We start from the raw sequence: 15,253 nt of genomic DNA, 5'->3' as shown, positions 1-15,253 counted from the left end.
ACAACCAAAGTACAAATAGTCAATACCGCCTATTCCGAGGAGAAAGTCGTGAACAAGATCAAATTGCATGCGCTGGCCATAACCCTGCTGGCCGCGGCCAGTGCGCCAGCGCTCGCTCAGTCGCCAAGCGTGCCGATGCCCGTACCTGACGAGGCCTCGATTCCCAAGGGACCGATGGGGGACGCCATCAAGCGTGGCAAGGCATTGCTGACGGATACGCACAAGCAACTTCCAAACAATGTCGGCAACGGCTTGAACTGCACGAGCTGCCACCTGAACGCCGGCACAACCGCTTATGCATCCCCGTGGGTAGGCCTTGCCGGCGCCTTTCCGGAATACCGATCCCGCAGCGGCAAGATCATTTCGCTCCAGGAGCGCGTGAACGATTGCTTTCAGCGTTCGATGAATGGCAAGCCGCTGGCGTTCGACTCGGCGGAAATGAATGCCATCATGGCCTATATGAAGTGGCTGTCCACGGGTGTCCCGACCGGCACCAATGTGACTGGTCGAGGTTTTGAAAAAATGGACACATCCCTGAAGCCCGACCCAGCCCATGGCAAAGCCATCTACACCACGCAATGCGCATCCTGCCACGGTGCCGAAGGCCAGGGTACCAAGAATCCGCAAGGCGGCTATGTCTTTCCTCCGGTCTGGGGTAACGACTCGTTCAATGTGGGCGCTGGCATGGCCCGCCTGTACACGGCGGCCGCCTTCGTGAAGCACAACATGCCACTTGGGCAGGGTGGGACGCTTTCAGCCCAGGATGCGGTTGACGTCGCCGCTTACTTCACGCAGCAGCCGAGGCCAGATTACGCCGCACGAGTGAAAGACTGGCCCAAGGGGGACCGCCCGAAGGATGCACGCTAACTTCAGTCGGGGCGCCGTCGTTCCGCACGAGATTGCGCTATATCAAGATCCGGCGTCCAGCAAGAGGCGAGACTATTTCAGTAGCGCTCGCTTCAAAAGCTGAATGTACTGCGCAGCAGATCCATTCGGCTTTTCATCCACACCGTCTTATTATTGGCAAGGAGCCCGCAATGCAAGTAAATGTTGGAACCATCGACAGAATCCTCCGGATTGTTATCGGGTTGGTTCTGATTGGTCTGGCCGCAACCGGACGCATTGGCATCTGGGGCTGGATTGGCGTGCTGCCGCTTCTTACCGGAATCGTGCGCGTCTGTCCCGCCTACAGCATTCTGGGCGTGAAAACCTGTTCGACATCGAAGTGAAGTCCGGTGCAAAGTAATTCGATGTCAGCCAGTTGAGCAGCCGAGGGGCTGCTCGCGTCAATGTTCGCCAACGATTTCGGACAAGCCATAGGCCGCGGGAGCACGACTCAGAGCCATGGCGAACAACCGCTACCGAGGAAGTCGAGTACGAATTCTCGGTCGACGAGAACTGAACTGCCCGTGCCATAGCCGACACCTGCCCTTTCGTATCGATGCGTAAGCGCGAGCGTATCGGGGGCAACACGCGCTCTCGCTTTTCATGGAGCTATGCCGTGTCAGTGACTTGTAGGTTTCCTGCAGCAGCTTGATAAGACGGCGCGTGACTCCTCATTTCCTCTCAAGGCTGCGCAGGCACAGGCTCATCAGCCCCATGCGCCCGCGCACGCCCAGCTTGCGGAAGATGCTGGTGATATGGGCTTGCGTGGTGGACGCGGTCAGGCCCAGGCGTCCGGCGATCTGGTTTTCAGACGCCGCCGTCAGCAGCAACAACAGGACCTTCTGTTCGTGTGGCTCGAGCGCTTCCAGCAATGCAGCCGGAATGAGGTGGTCGCACGCCGGTTGCCGCAGAGCCGTGACGTCGTGCGCAATACCAAGCCGCAATTGATGCAATTCCAGCCAGCGCGCCGACCAAGAGAGATGGATGTCGCTGCCATCGCGGTGCTGATACCGGTTCTCAAACCCCGTCCGCCTGTGCCCGGCCATCACTTCCCTGGCTTCCTTGAGGGTCTTGTCGCGGTCACGCGGCACCACAAGCTCGATCATTGACCGTCCGATGATCTCGGATTGCGAATAGCCCAACGCGCCAGTGCACATGGCATTGACGTACTTGATCTTCCCGGCCTTGTCAACCAGGAAGGCCGTATCCGGCAAGCTGTCCACCAGCGTGAGGACAGCGTCTTCCGCCAATCGCTCGATCATGTCTACCAACCACGGGACGCAAAGTCTCTATCGCAACAATTATGGCGATCTTGCCACAGGAATGGCTTCACCGCTCCGGACCATGCCCTTCAAGCGCCGGATACATCCCGGCGACGGACGCCCGCCGACTATGCCGTCCTAGCATCCGCCAAAGTAGACATGCTGATGACGTGCCAATTCGAATGGCGCGCTATAGGGCTGCGCCGGCCGCCATCTCGACGCTCAATCATCCCAGTTGACGCCTTCGAAGCGCTCGGCAAGAAAATTGATCAGCGCTCGAACCTTTGGTGCCAGATGCTTGCGCGAAGGATACACCGCGTAGATGCCCAGTTCGACGGAACGATACTGCGGCAGGATTTCCTCCAGATCCCCTCGTCGCAAATCTTCATAAAGCATGAAGCTTGGCTGCAGCAGGATGCCACCCCCGCTGAGCCCAATCGCCCTGCACGTATCGCCGTTGTTGCAGCGCACCGTTGCGCGCGTCTGAACCGTGCTCACTTCCCCATTTGGCCCCGTGAAACTCCATTCGTTACGCGAGGCGAAGTTGCTGTAAGCAATGACGTGATGCGCAACCAAGTCGTCCGGGGTGAGCAATGGCGCGTGGCGCGACAGGTATGCCGGTGCGGCGCACAGCCGCATTCGCGTGCTGGCCAGGCGTCGCCCGATCAGCGATGAGCTTTCCATGCGCGCGATGCGCACCGCGACGTCGAAGCCCTCCTCGACAAGATCGACCACCCGGTCGTTCAGGCTGATATCCAACTCTATCTTCGGGTAGGCGGCCATGAAGGCGGCCCATAACGGCGCGAGATGCTGAACCCCAAAACTAAGTGGCGCATTGACACGCAACACACCCACCGGTTCGTCCGATCCAGACGCCGCCGCGTTCTCCGCGACTTCCATCAACGCCAGGATTTCTCGCGCCTGCTGGTAGAAATCGCGCCCTTCCTCGGTCAAGGACAGGCGTCGCGTGGTCCGGTGCAACAACCGCACGCCAAGCCGCGATTCCAGCGCATTGACGTAGCGCGACACCGCTGCCTTGGACATCTCCAGCGGTTCCACGGCAGCGATGAAGCTGCCTTTTTCCACGACCGTGCAGAAGACCAGCATCTCGAGTGCTCGATCCATATCATCCCACTAATCGGAACTATATATCGCATTTAAGCATCTTTATCCCAAAAAATGAACCTATAAACTGGACCCATCTTCCCACTGCTCCGCTGGAGGCAACATGCACATCACGGTTATCGGCACAGGCAACATGGGTGCCGCATTTGCGGCTCAGCTCGACAAAGCCGGGCATAAGGTTCGCGTCACGGGCCGTGACCTTGCCAAGGCGCAAGCGCTGGCCAACCAGTTTTCCAATGTTCAAGCGTTGCCCGCCGATCAAGCTGTCGGCGACAGCAACGTGGTGATTTTGGCGACTGCGTATGCCGACGCCTTTGACGCGCTGCGCGCGGTGGGTGACCTCGCCGGCAAGGTAGTGATCGATATTACCAATCCGCTAACGGCGGACTACATGGGCCTGACGATCGGTCACAACACCAGCGCCGCAGAAGAGATTGCCAAGGCTGTCCCGGGCGTGCCGTTGGTCAAGGCCTTCAACACGCTCTTCGCCCAAGTGCTGGCCGACGGCGCCCTCTTTGCAAACGACCAACGAGGCAGCGTATTCGTTGCCAGCGATAGTCCGCGCGCCAAGCAAACCGCCATTGCACTGGCGCAGAGCATGGGGTTCGACACCGTTGATGCAGGCGGGCTCGTGAACGCACGTTACCTGGAACCGCTTGCCGGTCTGAATATTTACCTCGGCTATGGCGCCAGACTTGGCACGTCGATCGCGCCTGCCTGGATCCATAAGTCACTCACCACCGAGGCAAGGCAATGAGCCATCCGTACCCTGTCCTGTTCATTTCCCACGGCGCGCCAACGTTCGCCATCGAACCGGGCCTGGCCGGCGCGAAGCTGGCCGCGCTCGGACGAGAACTGCCCTCCCCCAGCGCGGTTATCGTTGTCTCGCCTCACTGGATGACGCGTGGCGGGGTGCGGGTCACCGGTAGCAAGGCGCCGGAAACTATCCATGACTTCGGCGGGTTTTCGGAAGCGCTATACCGTCTGAGCTATCCGGCCCCAGGAAAGCCGGAGCTCGCCGAACACATTCGTGAATTGCTCAGCGACAGCGGCTGGCCCGCCATGATGGATGACCATCGCGGTCTTGACCATGGTGCCTGGGTACCACTGCTGCATCTGCTTCCCACCGCCAGCGTACCGGTCGTACAGGTCTCCCTGCCGATGCCACTCGATCCATCGGGAGCCTGGCGCCTGGGACAAGCGCTGCGGCCGCTGCGCGACCACGGCGTGATGATCATTGGATCCGGCAGCCTGACCCACAACCTCTACGAGTTCCGCAGCTCCTCCGGTGCCGTTGCCCCCTACGCGGAGGAATTTGCCAAATGGACCGCCGACACGCTACGTCACGCAGACATTGCCGCGCTGATGGACTATCGAAAACAGGCGCCCGAAGCGGTGCGCGCCCATCCCACCGATGAGCATTTCCTCCCGCTGTTCTTCGCATTGGGAGCCGCCGGCGAGCCATACGCGATGCGTGTACTGGAGGGCGGCATCGCACACGGCGTACTTGCCATGGACAGCTATGTTTTCAGTTCGCCGGACATCGACAGCACACCGAGGTAACACATGACGAATCAAGACATCACTTTTTCCGACCTTGAGGTCGAATCGCAATCCGGGCTGCTCTTTCGCAAACGCAGCCTGACAGGCAAGCCCCGCGCTCGGCTTCTGCTGCTCCATGGCGTCGGTGGCAATGAATCGAACCTCGCCGCGCTTGGCCGCTATCTGCCTTCGAATCTGGAGGTCTTGCTCCTGCGAGCGCCCCGGCAGGTCGGGCCACAAGGCTATGCCTGGTTCCAAGTCCATTTCACAAGCGATGGCCCTCGCATCGACGCTCAAGAGGCCGATTCGAGCCGTCGCCTGCTACTGAGTTTTCTCGACGCACTGCCAGCGCTGCCCACGGTCATCGCCGGCTTCAGTCAAGGGGGCATCCTCAGCGCCAGCGTGGGCCTGAGCGCGCCTCAGAAAGTTGAAGGATTCGGGCTGCTCAGTGGCCGGATTCTGCCGGAACTGGAAAAGGATATCGCGCCTGCGCACGCTCTGGCCTCGCTTTCCGCGTTTATTGCCCACGGTCGGCACGACGACAAGTTGCCGCAATATTGGGCCGACCAGGCCAATGCGCTGCTGGAGCAACTGGCAGTCCCTCATCAAACGCACATCTACGACATGGGCCACGAAATCATCGCCGAGGAAGTCACGGACTTTGTCCGGTGGCTGAACCAGACGCTACACCTTGACTGACCCGGTGCGCGGCAAGCCCCGTCCTTCAGGGCTGAGCTTTACCCACAAGTTATGGGCCTGAATTAAAGATTCGGAACATCTCGGTGATTTCGTGCAAGACGAGGAAGCCTCGCCAGATGACCGTGGCGCCGGGTGGTGGATCATGACGGCGATTCAGGTAGCCGCCCAGGGTGGCAATCCATCGTATCGCCTGATGCAGCGACGGCACCGTGTCCGGCAGAACGTTCGGGCCAAGTCCGGCCTGAACAAGTCCATCCTCGATCAGGGCTGGTTCGAATTCCGGCGCCAACTGGGCTACAAGCTGGCGTGGAATGGGGGCTGGCTCATCGCTGTATCGCCGCAGAACACGAGTCGCACCTGTCCGCGGCTGCGGCTACGTGTCAGCGGACAACCGGCAGACGCAAGCCCGGTTCGAGTGCGCGGAATGTAGTTTCGAGGAGAACGCCGATATGGTCGGCGCGATCAATGTTCTAAGGGCGGGACACGCCCGGTTCGCCTGTGAAGTGAGCGGTGCAGTCATGCCGCCAGCAGCAGGAACCCACCGAAGCGACTAAGGGGCGGCTTAATGCCGCGCCTTTAGCGCCGTAGGAATCCCCGGCCTTCAGGCCGTGGGAGGATGTCAAAATCGCACCGCGCCCTATGCCGCCCTTCTACTGCGCATCGCACTGGGCGCCATGTTTCTTGCCCACGGCCTGACAAAGCTGCTGGTGTTCACGCCGGCCGGCACCGCTGGATTTTTCCAGTCCGTGGGGTTTCCCGGCTTCCTGGCTTATCCCGTGATTGCCTTCGAAATCCTCGCGGGCGTTTTGCTCGTGCTTGGAGTGTATGCGCGCTGGATAGGAGCGATCGCGGCAGTCCAGTTGTTCGTCGCATCAACGGTCCACTTCGGCAACGGCTGGAGCTTCACCAACACCAACTGCGGTTGGGAGTATCCGGTGTTTCTCGCACTGTCCGCGTTGGCCGTGGCCTTGATTGGCGAGGGTGCATGTGCGCTCAAGCCATCCAAGCGCAACTAACCTTGGCGTAAAACGGGTCTCTTTGGCAATCGCGCAGGCCTGCGGCCAAAAGAACAGCAACAAACCCTGTCCCAGCCTGGCGAGCCATGCACCTGCGAGCAACGACTGTCCCGATCACTTTATTTGGACGACCCGGTTCGTCAAAGGCGATGCCGGCTTGCCATCCGACAGTTCATGCCATCATATGGTCTGATGACATCAAGATCAGACGGACCATGCCAACAAGCGAACCCATTCAACGGCGCCGCCTATTTGAGGACGTGCTGGACAGGCTCACCGAGCGCATCCGCAACGGCGAGATCGCCCCTGGCGAACAGTTGCCAGCCGAGCGCGATCTCATGGAGTACTACGGTGTAGGTCGACCAGCCATCCGCGAGGCGCTCCAGGCGCTGGAACGCGCCGGGATCATTGAAATCGCGCATGGCGAGCGTGCGCGGGTCGTGATTCCGACCCCGCAACGCCTGATTCAGCAGATCGGCGCCGGTGCGCAGCATCTGCTGCGCTCTGACCCGGACTCGCTGGAACACCTGAAGGGCGCGCGTGTGTTCCTGGAATGCGGGATGGCGCAACTCGCCGCCGCCAATGCGACGCCTGACGACATCCAACGCCTGCAAGCCCGCCTGGAAGAACAGCGCCAGGCCAAGGACGACTCGGCGCTTTTCCTGACGCGCGACATGGCCTTCCACTGTGAACTGGCACGCATCAGTGGAAATCCCATTTTTCCCGCCATCGTCCAGGCCTTGTTCGAGTGGGCGCGCGAGTACTACCGGGGCATCGTGCGTGCACCCGGCGCCGAGGCGTTGACGCTCTTGGAACACCAACGTGTCATCGACGCAGTGGCCGCCCATGATGGCGATGCGGCTTCGCGCGCCATGCGCGAGCACCTCACGCGAGCCAACGCGCTCTACCGGACCCTGAACGGCTCCACAGCGGATATCTCGTAGCCGCCGCTTTATCTCCGATCTCCTTGGGCAGCGTTTGCCTGGCCCGGCCGGCATGTTGAAGCCGGCCCCCGCATTCCCTCCCGCTAGTTCACGCCAGTTCTAGCCCCGGCATTCCGCTGACTCCTCTAAGCGCTTTTCTGCGCCCATTTTGGGCGCTCGCGTAAACCCCGACAAAATGCAGCTTGGCGTGATGGTGTACTCATCATACCATTACACCAAGACAGCAGCGGAAGACTGCGTCAAAACGCCGTCCGCCAACCGGGCTGGCGTGCGACCCCTACAGGAGACAACGTGGAAAACACTGGAACCACCGCCATCGAGCGGTCCGCGATCCGCAAGGTATCGCTCCGGCTCGTACCGTTCATTGCGTTGATGTTCTTCATCAACTTCCTGGACCGGACCGCCATATCCTTTGCCGGCCCCAACGGCATGACGAAGGACCTGGGCCTGAGCGCCGCGCAGTTCGGTTTTGCTGCCGGCGTGTTCTTCGTCGGTTACATCCTGCTGGAGATTCCCAGCAACCTCGCGCTTCACAAATACGGCGCCCGCCGCTGGCTGGCTCGCATCATGGTGACCTGGGGCATCGTCGCCATCCTGTTCACCTGGGTCAGCAGCATCGAAGGCCTGTACCTGCTGCGTTTCCTGCTGGGCGTTGCCGAAGCCGGGTTCTTTCCGGGCGCCATCCTCTTTCTGAGCATGTGGGTGCCGGCCCGCCATCGCTGCCACGTGCTGGCGCTGTTCTATCTGGCGCAGCCCCTCACCACCGTCATCGGCGCGCCAGTTGCCGCGCTGCTGATCGAGGCGCACGGCCTGTTCGGGCTGGCCGGCTGGCGCATCATGTTTTTTGGCGTGGCGGTGCCGGCCATCGTAATTGGGGTGGTCGCGTGGTTCTACCTGGCCGAGAAGCCTGCACACGCCAAATGGCTGACCAAGGCGGAGCGCGACTGGCTCAGCGCTGAACTGGACAAAGAAGAGAAGATCAAGCCCCACTCGCATGGCCGCATGGCTGGCCAGGCGTTGCGCGACAGCCGCGTCTGGGTTCTGGCGCTGACCTATTTCGGCCTGATCTACGGCCTCTATGCCCTCGCGTTCTTCCTGCCCACCATCATCGGCGGCTTCGAAGCGCAATACGGCACCAAGTTCGACGTCTTCCAGAAGGGCTGGATCACCGCCATCCCGTATTTGCCCGCGGCGCTCGCACTGTTCCTGTGGAGCCGCGATGCGACCCGGCGCGGCGTGCGGCCGTGGCATGTGGGCGTGCCCGCGCTGATCGGCGCCGTCAGCATCCCCGTGGCGCTGTACATGCAATCGCCCGCCGCGACCGTGGCTGTGATCACCGTGACGGCCTGCGCCATTTTCTCCGCCCTGCCCAACTTCTGGTCGATCCCGGCGCGCTTCCTTTCCGGCGCCGGCGCCGCAGCGGGTATTGCGCTCATCAACACCATCGGCAACTTTGCGGGATTCGCCGCCCCGTTTGTGACCGGCGCGGTCAAGGACGCGACGGGCTCCTACCAGGTGCCCATGTTCATCGTCGGCGGCTTCATGCTGCTTTCCGCGGTGCTCGTCTTTGCCATCTCCGCCCGGGAGAAGCAGCCCGCGCCAGAGCGAAACGGCGTGCTGGAACCAAAGACCAACCTGAAATGAATTCGCAGCGCATTGGTATCGCGATGCCTGCCCAACTGGAGAACCAGCATGAAAGAGAAAATCGCCCTGTTTGGCGCCGGCGGCAAGATGGGTGTGCGCCTGGCCAAAAACCTGCTCAAGTCGGACTATCGCGTCAGCCACGTTGAGGTGAGCGAGGTCGGCAAGAAGCGCCTGAAGGACGAACTCGGCCTCGAATGCGTGAGCACCGAAGCCGCCCTGGACAATGTCGATGTGGTGATCCTGGCCGTGCCCGATACCATCATCGGCAAGATCGCTGCCCAGATTGCGCCGCAGCTGAGGCCCGGCACCATGGTCATGACCCTCGATGCTGCCGCACCGTTCGCGGGTCATTTGCCCGACCGGCCGGATCTGACCTACTTTGTCGCCCACCCCTGCCACCCGTTGATCTTCAACGACGAGACCGACCCCGAGGCGCGTCGAGATTACTTCGGCGGCGGCGCCGCGAAGCAGTCGATCACCAGCGCGCTGATGCAGGGCCCCGAGGAAGCATTCGACCTGGGCGAAGCCGTGGCGAAGGTGATCTATGCCCCGATTCTCCGTTCCTATCGCCTGACCGTCGACCAGATGGCCCTGCTGGAGCCGGGCCTGTCGGAGACGATCTGCGCCACCCTGCTCCAAGTGATGCGCGAAGCGATGGACGAAACCGTTCGCCGCGGCGTGCCGAAGGAGGCGGCGCGCGACTTCCTGCTCGGTCACATGAACATCCTCGGCGCGGTGATCTTCAACGAAATTCCAGGCGCCTTCTCCGATGCCTGCAACAAGGCCATCGAGTTCGGCAAGCCGCGGCTGATGCGCGACGACTGGATCAAGGTCTTCGACCGCGAAGAGATTGCCGAGAGCATCCGCCGCATCACCTGACCCCACAGCCAACCGAGGCGAGCCATGCTGCCGGGCCGACCGGCAGCAGGAACCCAGAGCAGGAGCAATGAGTGAGCGAACGAATCTACGCCAGCTACTGGCTGGAAACCGGCGACGACCCCCGGCGCGCGGCCGACGTCATCGCCGGCGAGCAGTCGAGCGGCACCTTTATCGCATTGCCGAATGAGACGCCCGAACTCAAGCAGCGCTCGGGAGCGCGCGTCGAGCGCCTCGAAGTGCTGGAGACCGTCGACAAGCCGAGCTTGCCTGGCGGAATGCCATCCGATGTCTATCACCGCTGCGCGCTGCAGATCTCGTGGCCGCTCGAGAATCTCGGCCCGTCGCTGCCGAACCTGATGTCCACCATCGCGGGCAATCTCTTCGAACTCCGGCAGGTCAGCGGGCTGCGCATCACGGACCTGCAACTGCCGGCTTCATTTGCCCGCGCGTACCAGGGACCGGCTTTCGGCATCGACGGCACACGGAAGCTGGCCGGTGTCACAACCGGTCCGCTGATCGGCACCATCATCAAGCCGAGTGTCGGGCTCTCCGTCGAGCAGACGGCGCAGCAAGTCCGGGAACTGGTGGCCGGTGCCATCGACTTCATCAAGGACGACGAACTGCAGGCCGACGGCAGCTTCTGCCCCTTCGACGAGCGGGTGACAGCGGTGATGCGCGTGGTCAACGAGGCAGCGCAGCGCAGCGGCCGCAAGGCGATGGTCGCCTTCAACCTGACTGGTGACCTGGACCAGATGAAGCGCCGGCACGACCATGTGCTGGCACAGGGCGGGACTTGTGTCATGGTCTGCCTCAACTCGGTCGGCATCGTCGGGCTGCAGGAGTTGCGCCGGCACAGTCAACTGCCCATCCATGCCCACCGCGCGGGTTGGGGGTACCTGTCGCGCAGTCCCGCCCTCGGCTGGGACTATGGTCCCTGGCAGAAGATCTGGCGGCTTGCCGGCGCCGATCATCTTCACGTGAACGGCTTGCGCAACAAATTCAGCGAAGCGGACGAAAGCGTCATTGCCGCGGCAAAAGCGGTGCTCGCGCCAGTCATGCCCGAGGCCGCCATGCCGGCCATGCCAGTGTTCAGCTCGGGACAGACCGGCCTGCAGGCCGAGGACACCTATCGGGCCTTGGGGACGACAGACCTGATCCACACCGCGGGCGGCGGCATCTTCGGCCATCCGGCCGGCGTTTCGGCAGGGGTGGAAGCCTTGCGCGAAGCGTGGGTCGCGGCGGTCAACCAGATTCCCCTGGCGCGGCATGCGGCCACCAGCAGCGCGTTGCGCCAGGCTATGGAGTTCTGGCGATGAGCGCGTCCTCGACCGCTGGCCTGCCTGCGGGCCTGCTACTGACCTACTATGGGGACGACTTCACCGGCTCCACCGATGCCATGGAAGTCATGGCGGCAGCCGGCATTCCCACCGTGCTATGCCTGGAGCCGCCCACCGCTGAACTGCTCAAGCGCTTCCCTGAGGCACGCTGCGTCGGCCTTGCGGGCTCCGCCCGCGGCCGTAGCCCCGAGTGGATGGAAACTGAATTGCCGAAGGCATTCGCCAGCCTGAAGCAGCTTGGTGCGCCTGTCCTGCAGTACAAGATCTGCTCGACCTTCGACTCCTCGCCGGCCATCGGTTCGATCGGAAAGGCCATCGACCTGGGCGTGCAGACAGTCGGCGGTCGATGGGTACCGATGGTGGTTGGCGCGCCGCGGTTGAAACGCTACCAGTTGTTCGGCAATCTGTTTGCCGCCATCGGCGGTGAAGGCTATCGGCTCGATCGCCATCCGACCATGTCGCGTCACCCGGTGACGCCGATGGCCGAGGCCGACCTACGCGTGCACCTGCGCCAGCAGACGACGCGCCCCGTCACGCTGGTCGACATGGTGCGGCTGCAAGCGGGAATGGGAGCCGGGCACGTCGCTGCCCACGCCGCTGACAACAATAAGGAGGCGCCGGTCGTGCTGATCGACGTGCTGGACGACGCGACCCTGCTCGCAGCCGGCCAACTGGTTTGGGAAGGCAAAGGCAGCGGCGTGTTCACGGCCTCGTCGTCCGGCCTGCAATATGCGCTCACGGCTTACTGGCGAGAGCGCGGCTGGATTCCGCAGCAGACGGGCCTGCCCCCCGCCGCGCCCGCATCGGTGATTGCGGTGGTAAGCGGTAGCTGCTCCCCCGTGACGGCCGCACAGATTGCGTGGGCGGCGCGCAATGGCTTTACCACCGAACGCCTGGACCTCTGGCAGATCCTGCACGCCGGCACCGCGCAAGCCGAGATCGAGCGCGTGGTCGGGCTGGCGTGCGACAGCATCCGCCGCGGCATCAGCCCCCTTGTCTACAGCGCTGCGGGACCTGACGACCCCGCCGTCCTCGGCTTCGAGACGCTCGCGCGCGATGCCGGCCTGACCCGGGCCGATGCCGCGCGCGAGGTTGGCACCGCGTTGGCGGAAGTCATGAGGCGCCTGCTCGACCGCACCGGACTGCGGCGGGTGGTGGTGGCGGGCGGTGACAGTTCCGGGGAGGTGGCCAGCATGCTCGGCATCTCGGCGCTGGCGGCCGACGCTGCCACGGCACCCGGCGCCCCGCTGTGCCGCGCGTATTCGCGCCTGCCGCAGCGGGATGGCCTGGAGATCATCCTCAAGGGCGGACAGATCGGCGACGAGTCGTTCTTTGGGAAGGCATTGGCCGGCGGCGCATTCAACGGCTGACGGCGGCCGCATCGCGCTATCGTCTTTCCAGCTGCCCCAGTGCATCCGCAGGGCCCGCACGCGCGGCGGCTGCAGGCGCACGGAGGGCATCACGATGCTGATGGGCATGGCCGGCGGTCGGTGTCCGGGCAGCAGCTTAACCAGCGTGCCACCTGCCAGTTCTTCATCGACCATCTTGTCCGGGACCTGGCAAATGCCCAAGCCGAGCACTGCGGCGGCGACCATGCCCTCCCCGTCATTGACCTGCAGGCGCTCGCGCGGCGCGATTTCCGTCATGCGGTGCGCGTCCATCAGGTGCCAGGGATGCTGGCGTCCAGAACCGGGCAGGCAAAAGACGATGGCTGCATGTGCGCGCACAACCACGGCAGAAGCCCAGCGCATCAAGGCTTCCCGACGCACTTTTGGCCCCGCCTGCCTTCGCAGCAGGGGGTATACGCATTACATCGCCGCAGCGAAGATTGCCATGACTTGCGCCAGCGTGGCCTTGCGCGGATTCGTCAGCATGCAAGCATCCTTTTGCGCATTGCTTGCCATCACTTCATGGTCTTCCGTCTTGACGCCCAGACCCGCCAGACCCGCCGGAATGCCAATCGAGGCGGAAAGGGTCCGGATCGCCGAGACGGCAGCTTTGGCGGCGTCATGCGTGCTCAAGCCCCCAATGTTCTCGCCTAGCAGTTCGGCGATTCTCGCGTAGCGCTCCGGCGCGGCAATGAGGTTGAATTCCGACACATGCGGCAGCAGGATCGCGTTGCACACACCGTGGGGCAAATTGTAGAAGCCGCCGAGTTGATGAGCCATCGCGTGCACGTAACCGAGCGATGCGTTGTTGAAGGCCATACCAGCAAGGTATTGGGCGTAGCACATGGCGGCACGTGCCTCCATCGAGTCCCCGTTCGCGACAGCTTTGGGCAGCCATTCTGAGATCAGCGCGATCGCCTTTTCCGCACAGGCATCGGTAATCGGCGTGGCGGCAGTGGAAACGTATGCCTCGATGGCGTGAGTCAACGCGTCCATGCCGGTCGCCGCCGTCAAGGCGGGCGGCATCGCGACCATCAGGCTCGGATCGTCGATGGCGATCAACGGCGTGCAACGCCAGTCGACGATTGCCATCTTCACGTGATTGCTCGAATTAGTGATGATGCAAAAGCGTGTCATTTCCGCAGCAGTGCCAGCGGTCGTGTTGATCGAAATCAGCGGCGTCATTGGCACCGTTGATTTGTCGATGCCTTCGTAGTCGCGGATATGTCCGCCTCCGGCGGTAACGAGGCCGATGCCTTTCGCACAGTCGTGCGATGAGCCGCCGCCGAGCGAAACGATGAAGTCGCATTCTTCCCGCTCGAACAACCTTACGCCGTCGTGAACGTTCACGTCGGTGGGATTGGGCTCAGCACCCGGAAAGATGACGGCCTGGAGCCCGGCTTCGCGAATGTGCCCCGCGACGACCTCGGAGAGCCCCATCTTGTGCAAGCCGGCATCCGTGACGATGAGAGCCTTCCTGGCCCCGAGTGATTTGGCGCGAGCGCCCGTCTCGCGCGCGCAGCCTGGACCGAAGAGGGTCACGCAGGGAATGAAGAAGCTGTCGACGCGATTAGCGATGTTCAGGTGGGTCATGTCGTCTCCAAGGTTGTAATGAATATGAGGTCTCCTGTCCTCGCAAGCCTTGACGCATGAACCGTACCCGTGTCTGGCGACGTCTTTTTCAGACGCTGTCCATCAGATACACCTCGTGGAGCGTTGTAATTTGAATCGATGTGTTCAGTTTTGGAGCGGCTGGATCGGCACCGAACTTCGGTCGTTCGCAAAGCAGTGTGCGAATGACCGAGGGGTCGATGGACCAAACCGCTCGCACAGTAACCCTCCGGCCAAGCTGCAAAGTGACTCAACCGTCCGCTACGCCAGCGCATGATCGAAGACATGCGGATGCGCAAGCTTGCGGACAAGACCCAGACCCACTACATCCGCGCCGTGCGCCAGTTCACGGTCTTTCTCGGCCGCTCTCCCGACACGGCCAGTACCGAAGACCTGCGGCGCTATCAACTCCATCTGGTCGATCACGGCATCTCTCCGGCTTCGCTCAATGCCGCGATCACCGGATTGAAGTTCTTCTTTGAAGTGACCCTCGGCGACGCCCAACGCATGACCAAGATGCGTCCGGTGCGCGTGCCACGCATTCTGCCGGTGGTACTCAGCCCCGACGAAGTCGCTCGCGTGCTGGCTGCCGCCGGGAACCTGAAGCACCAGACCGCGCTCGCGGTGGCCTGCGGCGCCGGCCTGCGCGCTAGCGAAGTGGTAGCGTTGAAGGTGACCAACATCAACAGTGAACGCATGACCCTGCGTATCGAACAGGGCAAGGGCCGCAAGGACCGCTACGCCATGCTCTCGCCAGTGCTGCTCGAACGACTGCGCGTCTGGTGGCGTGTCGCGCATGCCCAGGGCAAAATGCTCGACAGTGGCTGTAATGCCGTTCAGTTAAGGTCCTTTCTCAGGAACCGAACGGTGTAACGAGAAGGTCGAGACTTAACGACCCGTGCGCATGTGCGTGCGGGTCGT

At 62.5% G+C, this 15,253-nt stretch carries 16 protein-coding genes and 2 pseudogenes; 13 read left to right on the top strand and 5 right to left on the bottom strand.

Features of this window, described 5'->3' with window-relative positions:
* Positions 1-48: 48 nt before the first annotated feature.
* Both RM96_RS29365 and RM96_RS29360 read left to right on the top strand, forming a co-directional pair.
* Positions 49-867: a c-type cytochrome gene (locus RM96_RS29365; protein ID WP_039015256.1), complete on the top strand. Its 819-nt coding sequence runs from the start codon at positions 49-51 to the stop codon at positions 865-867.
* A gap of 170 nt (positions 868-1,037) precedes the next feature.
* On the top strand, positions 1,038-1,229 hold the full coding sequence (locus tag RM96_RS29360; protein ID WP_039015255.1) for a YgaP family membrane protein: 192 nt from the start codon (positions 1,038-1,040) through the stop codon (positions 1,227-1,229).
* 327 nt (positions 1,230-1,556) lie between these two features.
* On the opposite strand, the gene RM96_RS29355 is transcribed toward RM96_RS29360, so the two are convergent.
* Positions 1,557-2,147 (bottom strand): PAS domain S-box protein, encoded by a 591-nt coding sequence (locus RM96_RS29355; RefSeq protein WP_193752549.1) that lies wholly within the window; start codon positions 2,145-2,147, stop codon positions 1,557-1,559.
* Between the two features lie 222 nt (positions 2,148-2,369).
* Positions 2,370-3,272, bottom strand: a complete 903-nt coding sequence (locus tag RM96_RS29350) for a LysR family transcriptional regulator (RefSeq protein ID WP_039015254.1) — start codon at positions 3,270-3,272, stop codon at positions 2,370-2,372.
* A 103-nt stretch (positions 3,273-3,375) separates the two neighbouring features.
* Here RM96_RS29350 and RM96_RS29345 point away from each other — a divergent pair, with 103 nt between their 5' ends.
* Genes RM96_RS29345 through RM96_RS29335 form a run of 3 tightly spaced genes read left to right on the top strand, consistent with a single transcriptional unit; the run spans position 3,376 to position 5,513 of the window.
* Positions 3,376-4,029, top strand: coding sequence for an NADPH-dependent F420 reductase (locus tag RM96_RS29345; RefSeq protein ID WP_039015253.1), 654 nt, complete (start codon positions 3,376-3,378; stop codon positions 4,027-4,029).
* Complete coding sequence (locus RM96_RS29340; RefSeq protein WP_039015252.1) at positions 4,026-4,835, top strand: DODA-type extradiol aromatic ring-opening family dioxygenase; 810 nt, start codon at positions 4,026-4,028, stop codon at positions 4,833-4,835. The genes RM96_RS29345 and RM96_RS29340 overlap by 4 nt, the downstream gene beginning before the upstream one ends.
* Positions 4,836-4,838: 3 nt before the next feature.
* Positions 4,839-5,513: an alpha/beta hydrolase gene (locus RM96_RS29335; RefSeq protein WP_039015251.1), complete on the top strand. Its 675-nt coding sequence runs from the start codon at positions 4,839-4,841 to the stop codon at positions 5,511-5,513.
* A 49-nt stretch (positions 5,514-5,562) separates the two neighbouring features.
* Here RM96_RS29335 and RM96_RS29330 read toward each other — a convergent pair whose 3' ends face one another.
* Positions 5,563-5,721 carry an IS4 family transposase gene (locus tag RM96_RS29330; RefSeq protein WP_238587466.1) on the bottom strand — a complete coding sequence of 53 codons (159 nt, stop codon included), beginning with the start codon at positions 5,719-5,721 and terminating at the stop codon, positions 5,563-5,565.
* Here RM96_RS29330 and RM96_RS40995 point away from each other — a divergent pair.
* The 7 genes from RM96_RS40995 to oiaK all read left to right on the top strand — a co-directional run bounded on the left by RM96_RS40995 (position 5,656) and on the right by oiaK (position 12,703).
* Positions 5,656-5,943, top strand: a complete 288-nt coding sequence (locus tag RM96_RS40995; protein WP_443112285.1) for a zinc ribbon domain-containing protein — start codon at positions 5,656-5,658, stop codon at positions 5,941-5,943. The genes RM96_RS29330 and RM96_RS40995 overlap by 66 nt on opposite strands.
* Positions 5,944-6,121: 178 nt before the next feature.
* Positions 6,122-6,529, top strand: a complete 408-nt coding sequence (locus RM96_RS29325; RefSeq protein ID WP_039015249.1) for a DoxX family protein — start codon at positions 6,122-6,124, stop codon at positions 6,527-6,529.
* 215 nt (positions 6,530-6,744) lie between these two features.
* The gene (locus RM96_RS29320; protein ID WP_039015248.1) at positions 6,745-7,473 is read left to right on the top strand and encodes a transcriptional regulator NanR; all 729 of its coding nucleotides are present in this window, start codon (positions 6,745-6,747) and stop codon (positions 7,471-7,473) included.
* A gap of 372 nt (positions 7,474-7,845) precedes the next feature.
* Entirely contained in the window at positions 7,846-9,117 is a 1,272-nt protein-coding gene (locus tag RM96_RS29315; protein ID WP_082016775.1) for an MFS transporter, read from the top strand.
* Between the two features lie 48 nt (positions 9,118-9,165).
* Positions 9,166-9,996 carry a D-apionate oxidoisomerase gene (gene apnO / locus RM96_RS29310; protein ID WP_013959592.1) on the top strand — a complete coding sequence of 277 codons (831 nt, stop codon included), beginning with the start codon at positions 9,166-9,168 and terminating at the stop codon, positions 9,994-9,996.
* A gap of 71 nt (positions 9,997-10,067) precedes the next feature.
* Positions 10,068-11,312 carry a ribulose-bisphosphate carboxylase large subunit family protein gene (locus RM96_RS29305; RefSeq protein ID WP_039015246.1) on the top strand — a complete coding sequence of 415 codons (1,245 nt, stop codon included), beginning with the start codon at positions 10,068-10,070 and terminating at the stop codon, positions 11,310-11,312.
* Positions 11,309-12,703 carry a 3-oxo-isoapionate kinase OiaK gene (oiaK, locus tag RM96_RS29300; protein ID WP_039015245.1) on the top strand — a complete coding sequence of 465 codons (1,395 nt, stop codon included), beginning with the start codon at positions 11,309-11,311 and terminating at the stop codon, positions 12,701-12,703. Before RM96_RS29305 ends, oiaK begins: the two co-directional genes overlap by 4 nt.
* Before the next feature lie 57 nt (positions 12,704-12,760).
* Here the strand turns inward: oiaK and RM96_RS40620 are convergent.
* Both RM96_RS40620 and mdh read right to left on the bottom strand, forming a co-directional pair.
* Positions 12,761-13,084 (bottom strand): annotated as a pseudogene (locus tag RM96_RS40620) (LysR substrate-binding domain-containing protein); the annotation flags it as partial.
* Positions 13,085-13,141: 57 nt separating this feature from the next.
* Positions 13,142-14,314, bottom strand: coding sequence for an iron-dependent methanol dehydrogenase (gene mdh / locus RM96_RS29295; protein WP_039015244.1), 1,173 nt, complete (start codon positions 14,312-14,314; stop codon positions 13,142-13,144).
* Between the two features lie 291 nt (positions 14,315-14,605).
* Between mdh and RM96_RS29290 the strand changes: the two are divergent.
* Positions 14,606-15,157, top strand: a pseudogene (locus RM96_RS29290) (tyrosine-type recombinase/integrase); the annotation flags it as partial.
* Positions 15,158-15,253 lie beyond the last annotated feature (96 nt).

Origin of the sequence: Cupriavidus sp. IDO, from assembly GCF_000812465.1 — a bacterium.
In the GTDB taxonomy this organism is placed as follows: Bacteria; Pseudomonadota; Gammaproteobacteria; order Burkholderiales; family Burkholderiaceae; genus Cupriavidus.
The sequence above is the reverse complement of the archived record's forward strand: the minus strand, read 5'-3'. Positions and strand labels throughout refer to the sequence as shown.

Excerpts from the sequence above, each read along its gene's own strand:
- RM96_RS29335 (WP_039015251.1), top strand. The coding sequence starts at position 4,839 with ATGACGAATCAAGACATCACTTTTTCCGACCTTGAGGTCGAATCGCAA.
- RM96_RS29355 (WP_193752549.1), bottom strand. The coding sequence starts at position 2,147 with ATGATCGAGCGATTGGCGGAAGACGCTGTCCTCACGCTGGTGGACAGC.
- RM96_RS29360 (WP_039015255.1), top strand. The coding sequence starts at position 1,038 with ATGCAAGTAAATGTTGGAACCATCGACAGAATCCTCCGGATTGTTATC.
- RM96_RS29320 (WP_039015248.1), top strand. The coding sequence starts at position 6,745 with ATGCCAACAAGCGAACCCATTCAACGGCGCCGCCTATTTGAGGACGTG.
- oiaK (WP_039015245.1), top strand. The coding sequence starts at position 11,309 with ATGAGCGCGTCCTCGACCGCTGGCCTGCCTGCGGGCCTGCTACTGACC.
- RM96_RS29315 (WP_082016775.1), top strand. The coding sequence starts at position 7,846 with ATGTTCTTCATCAACTTCCTGGACCGGACCGCCATATCCTTTGCCGGC.
- RM96_RS29345 (WP_039015253.1), top strand. The coding sequence starts at position 3,376 with ATGCACATCACGGTTATCGGCACAGGCAACATGGGTGCCGCATTTGCG.
- apnO (WP_013959592.1), top strand. The coding sequence starts at position 9,166 with ATGAAAGAGAAAATCGCCCTGTTTGGCGCCGGCGGCAAGATGGGTGTG.
- RM96_RS29340 (WP_039015252.1), top strand. The coding sequence starts at position 4,026 with ATGAGCCATCCGTACCCTGTCCTGTTCATTTCCCACGGCGCGCCAACG.
- RM96_RS29350 (WP_039015254.1), bottom strand. The coding sequence starts at position 3,272 with ATGGATCGAGCACTCGAGATGCTGGTCTTCTGCACGGTCGTGGAAAAA.
- RM96_RS40995 (WP_443112285.1), top strand. The coding sequence starts at position 5,656 with ATGACGGCGATTCAGGTAGCCGCCCAGGGTGGCAATCCATCGTATCGC.
- mdh (WP_039015244.1), bottom strand. The coding sequence starts at position 14,314 with ATGACCCACCTGAACATCGCTAATCGCGTCGACAGCTTCTTCATTCCC.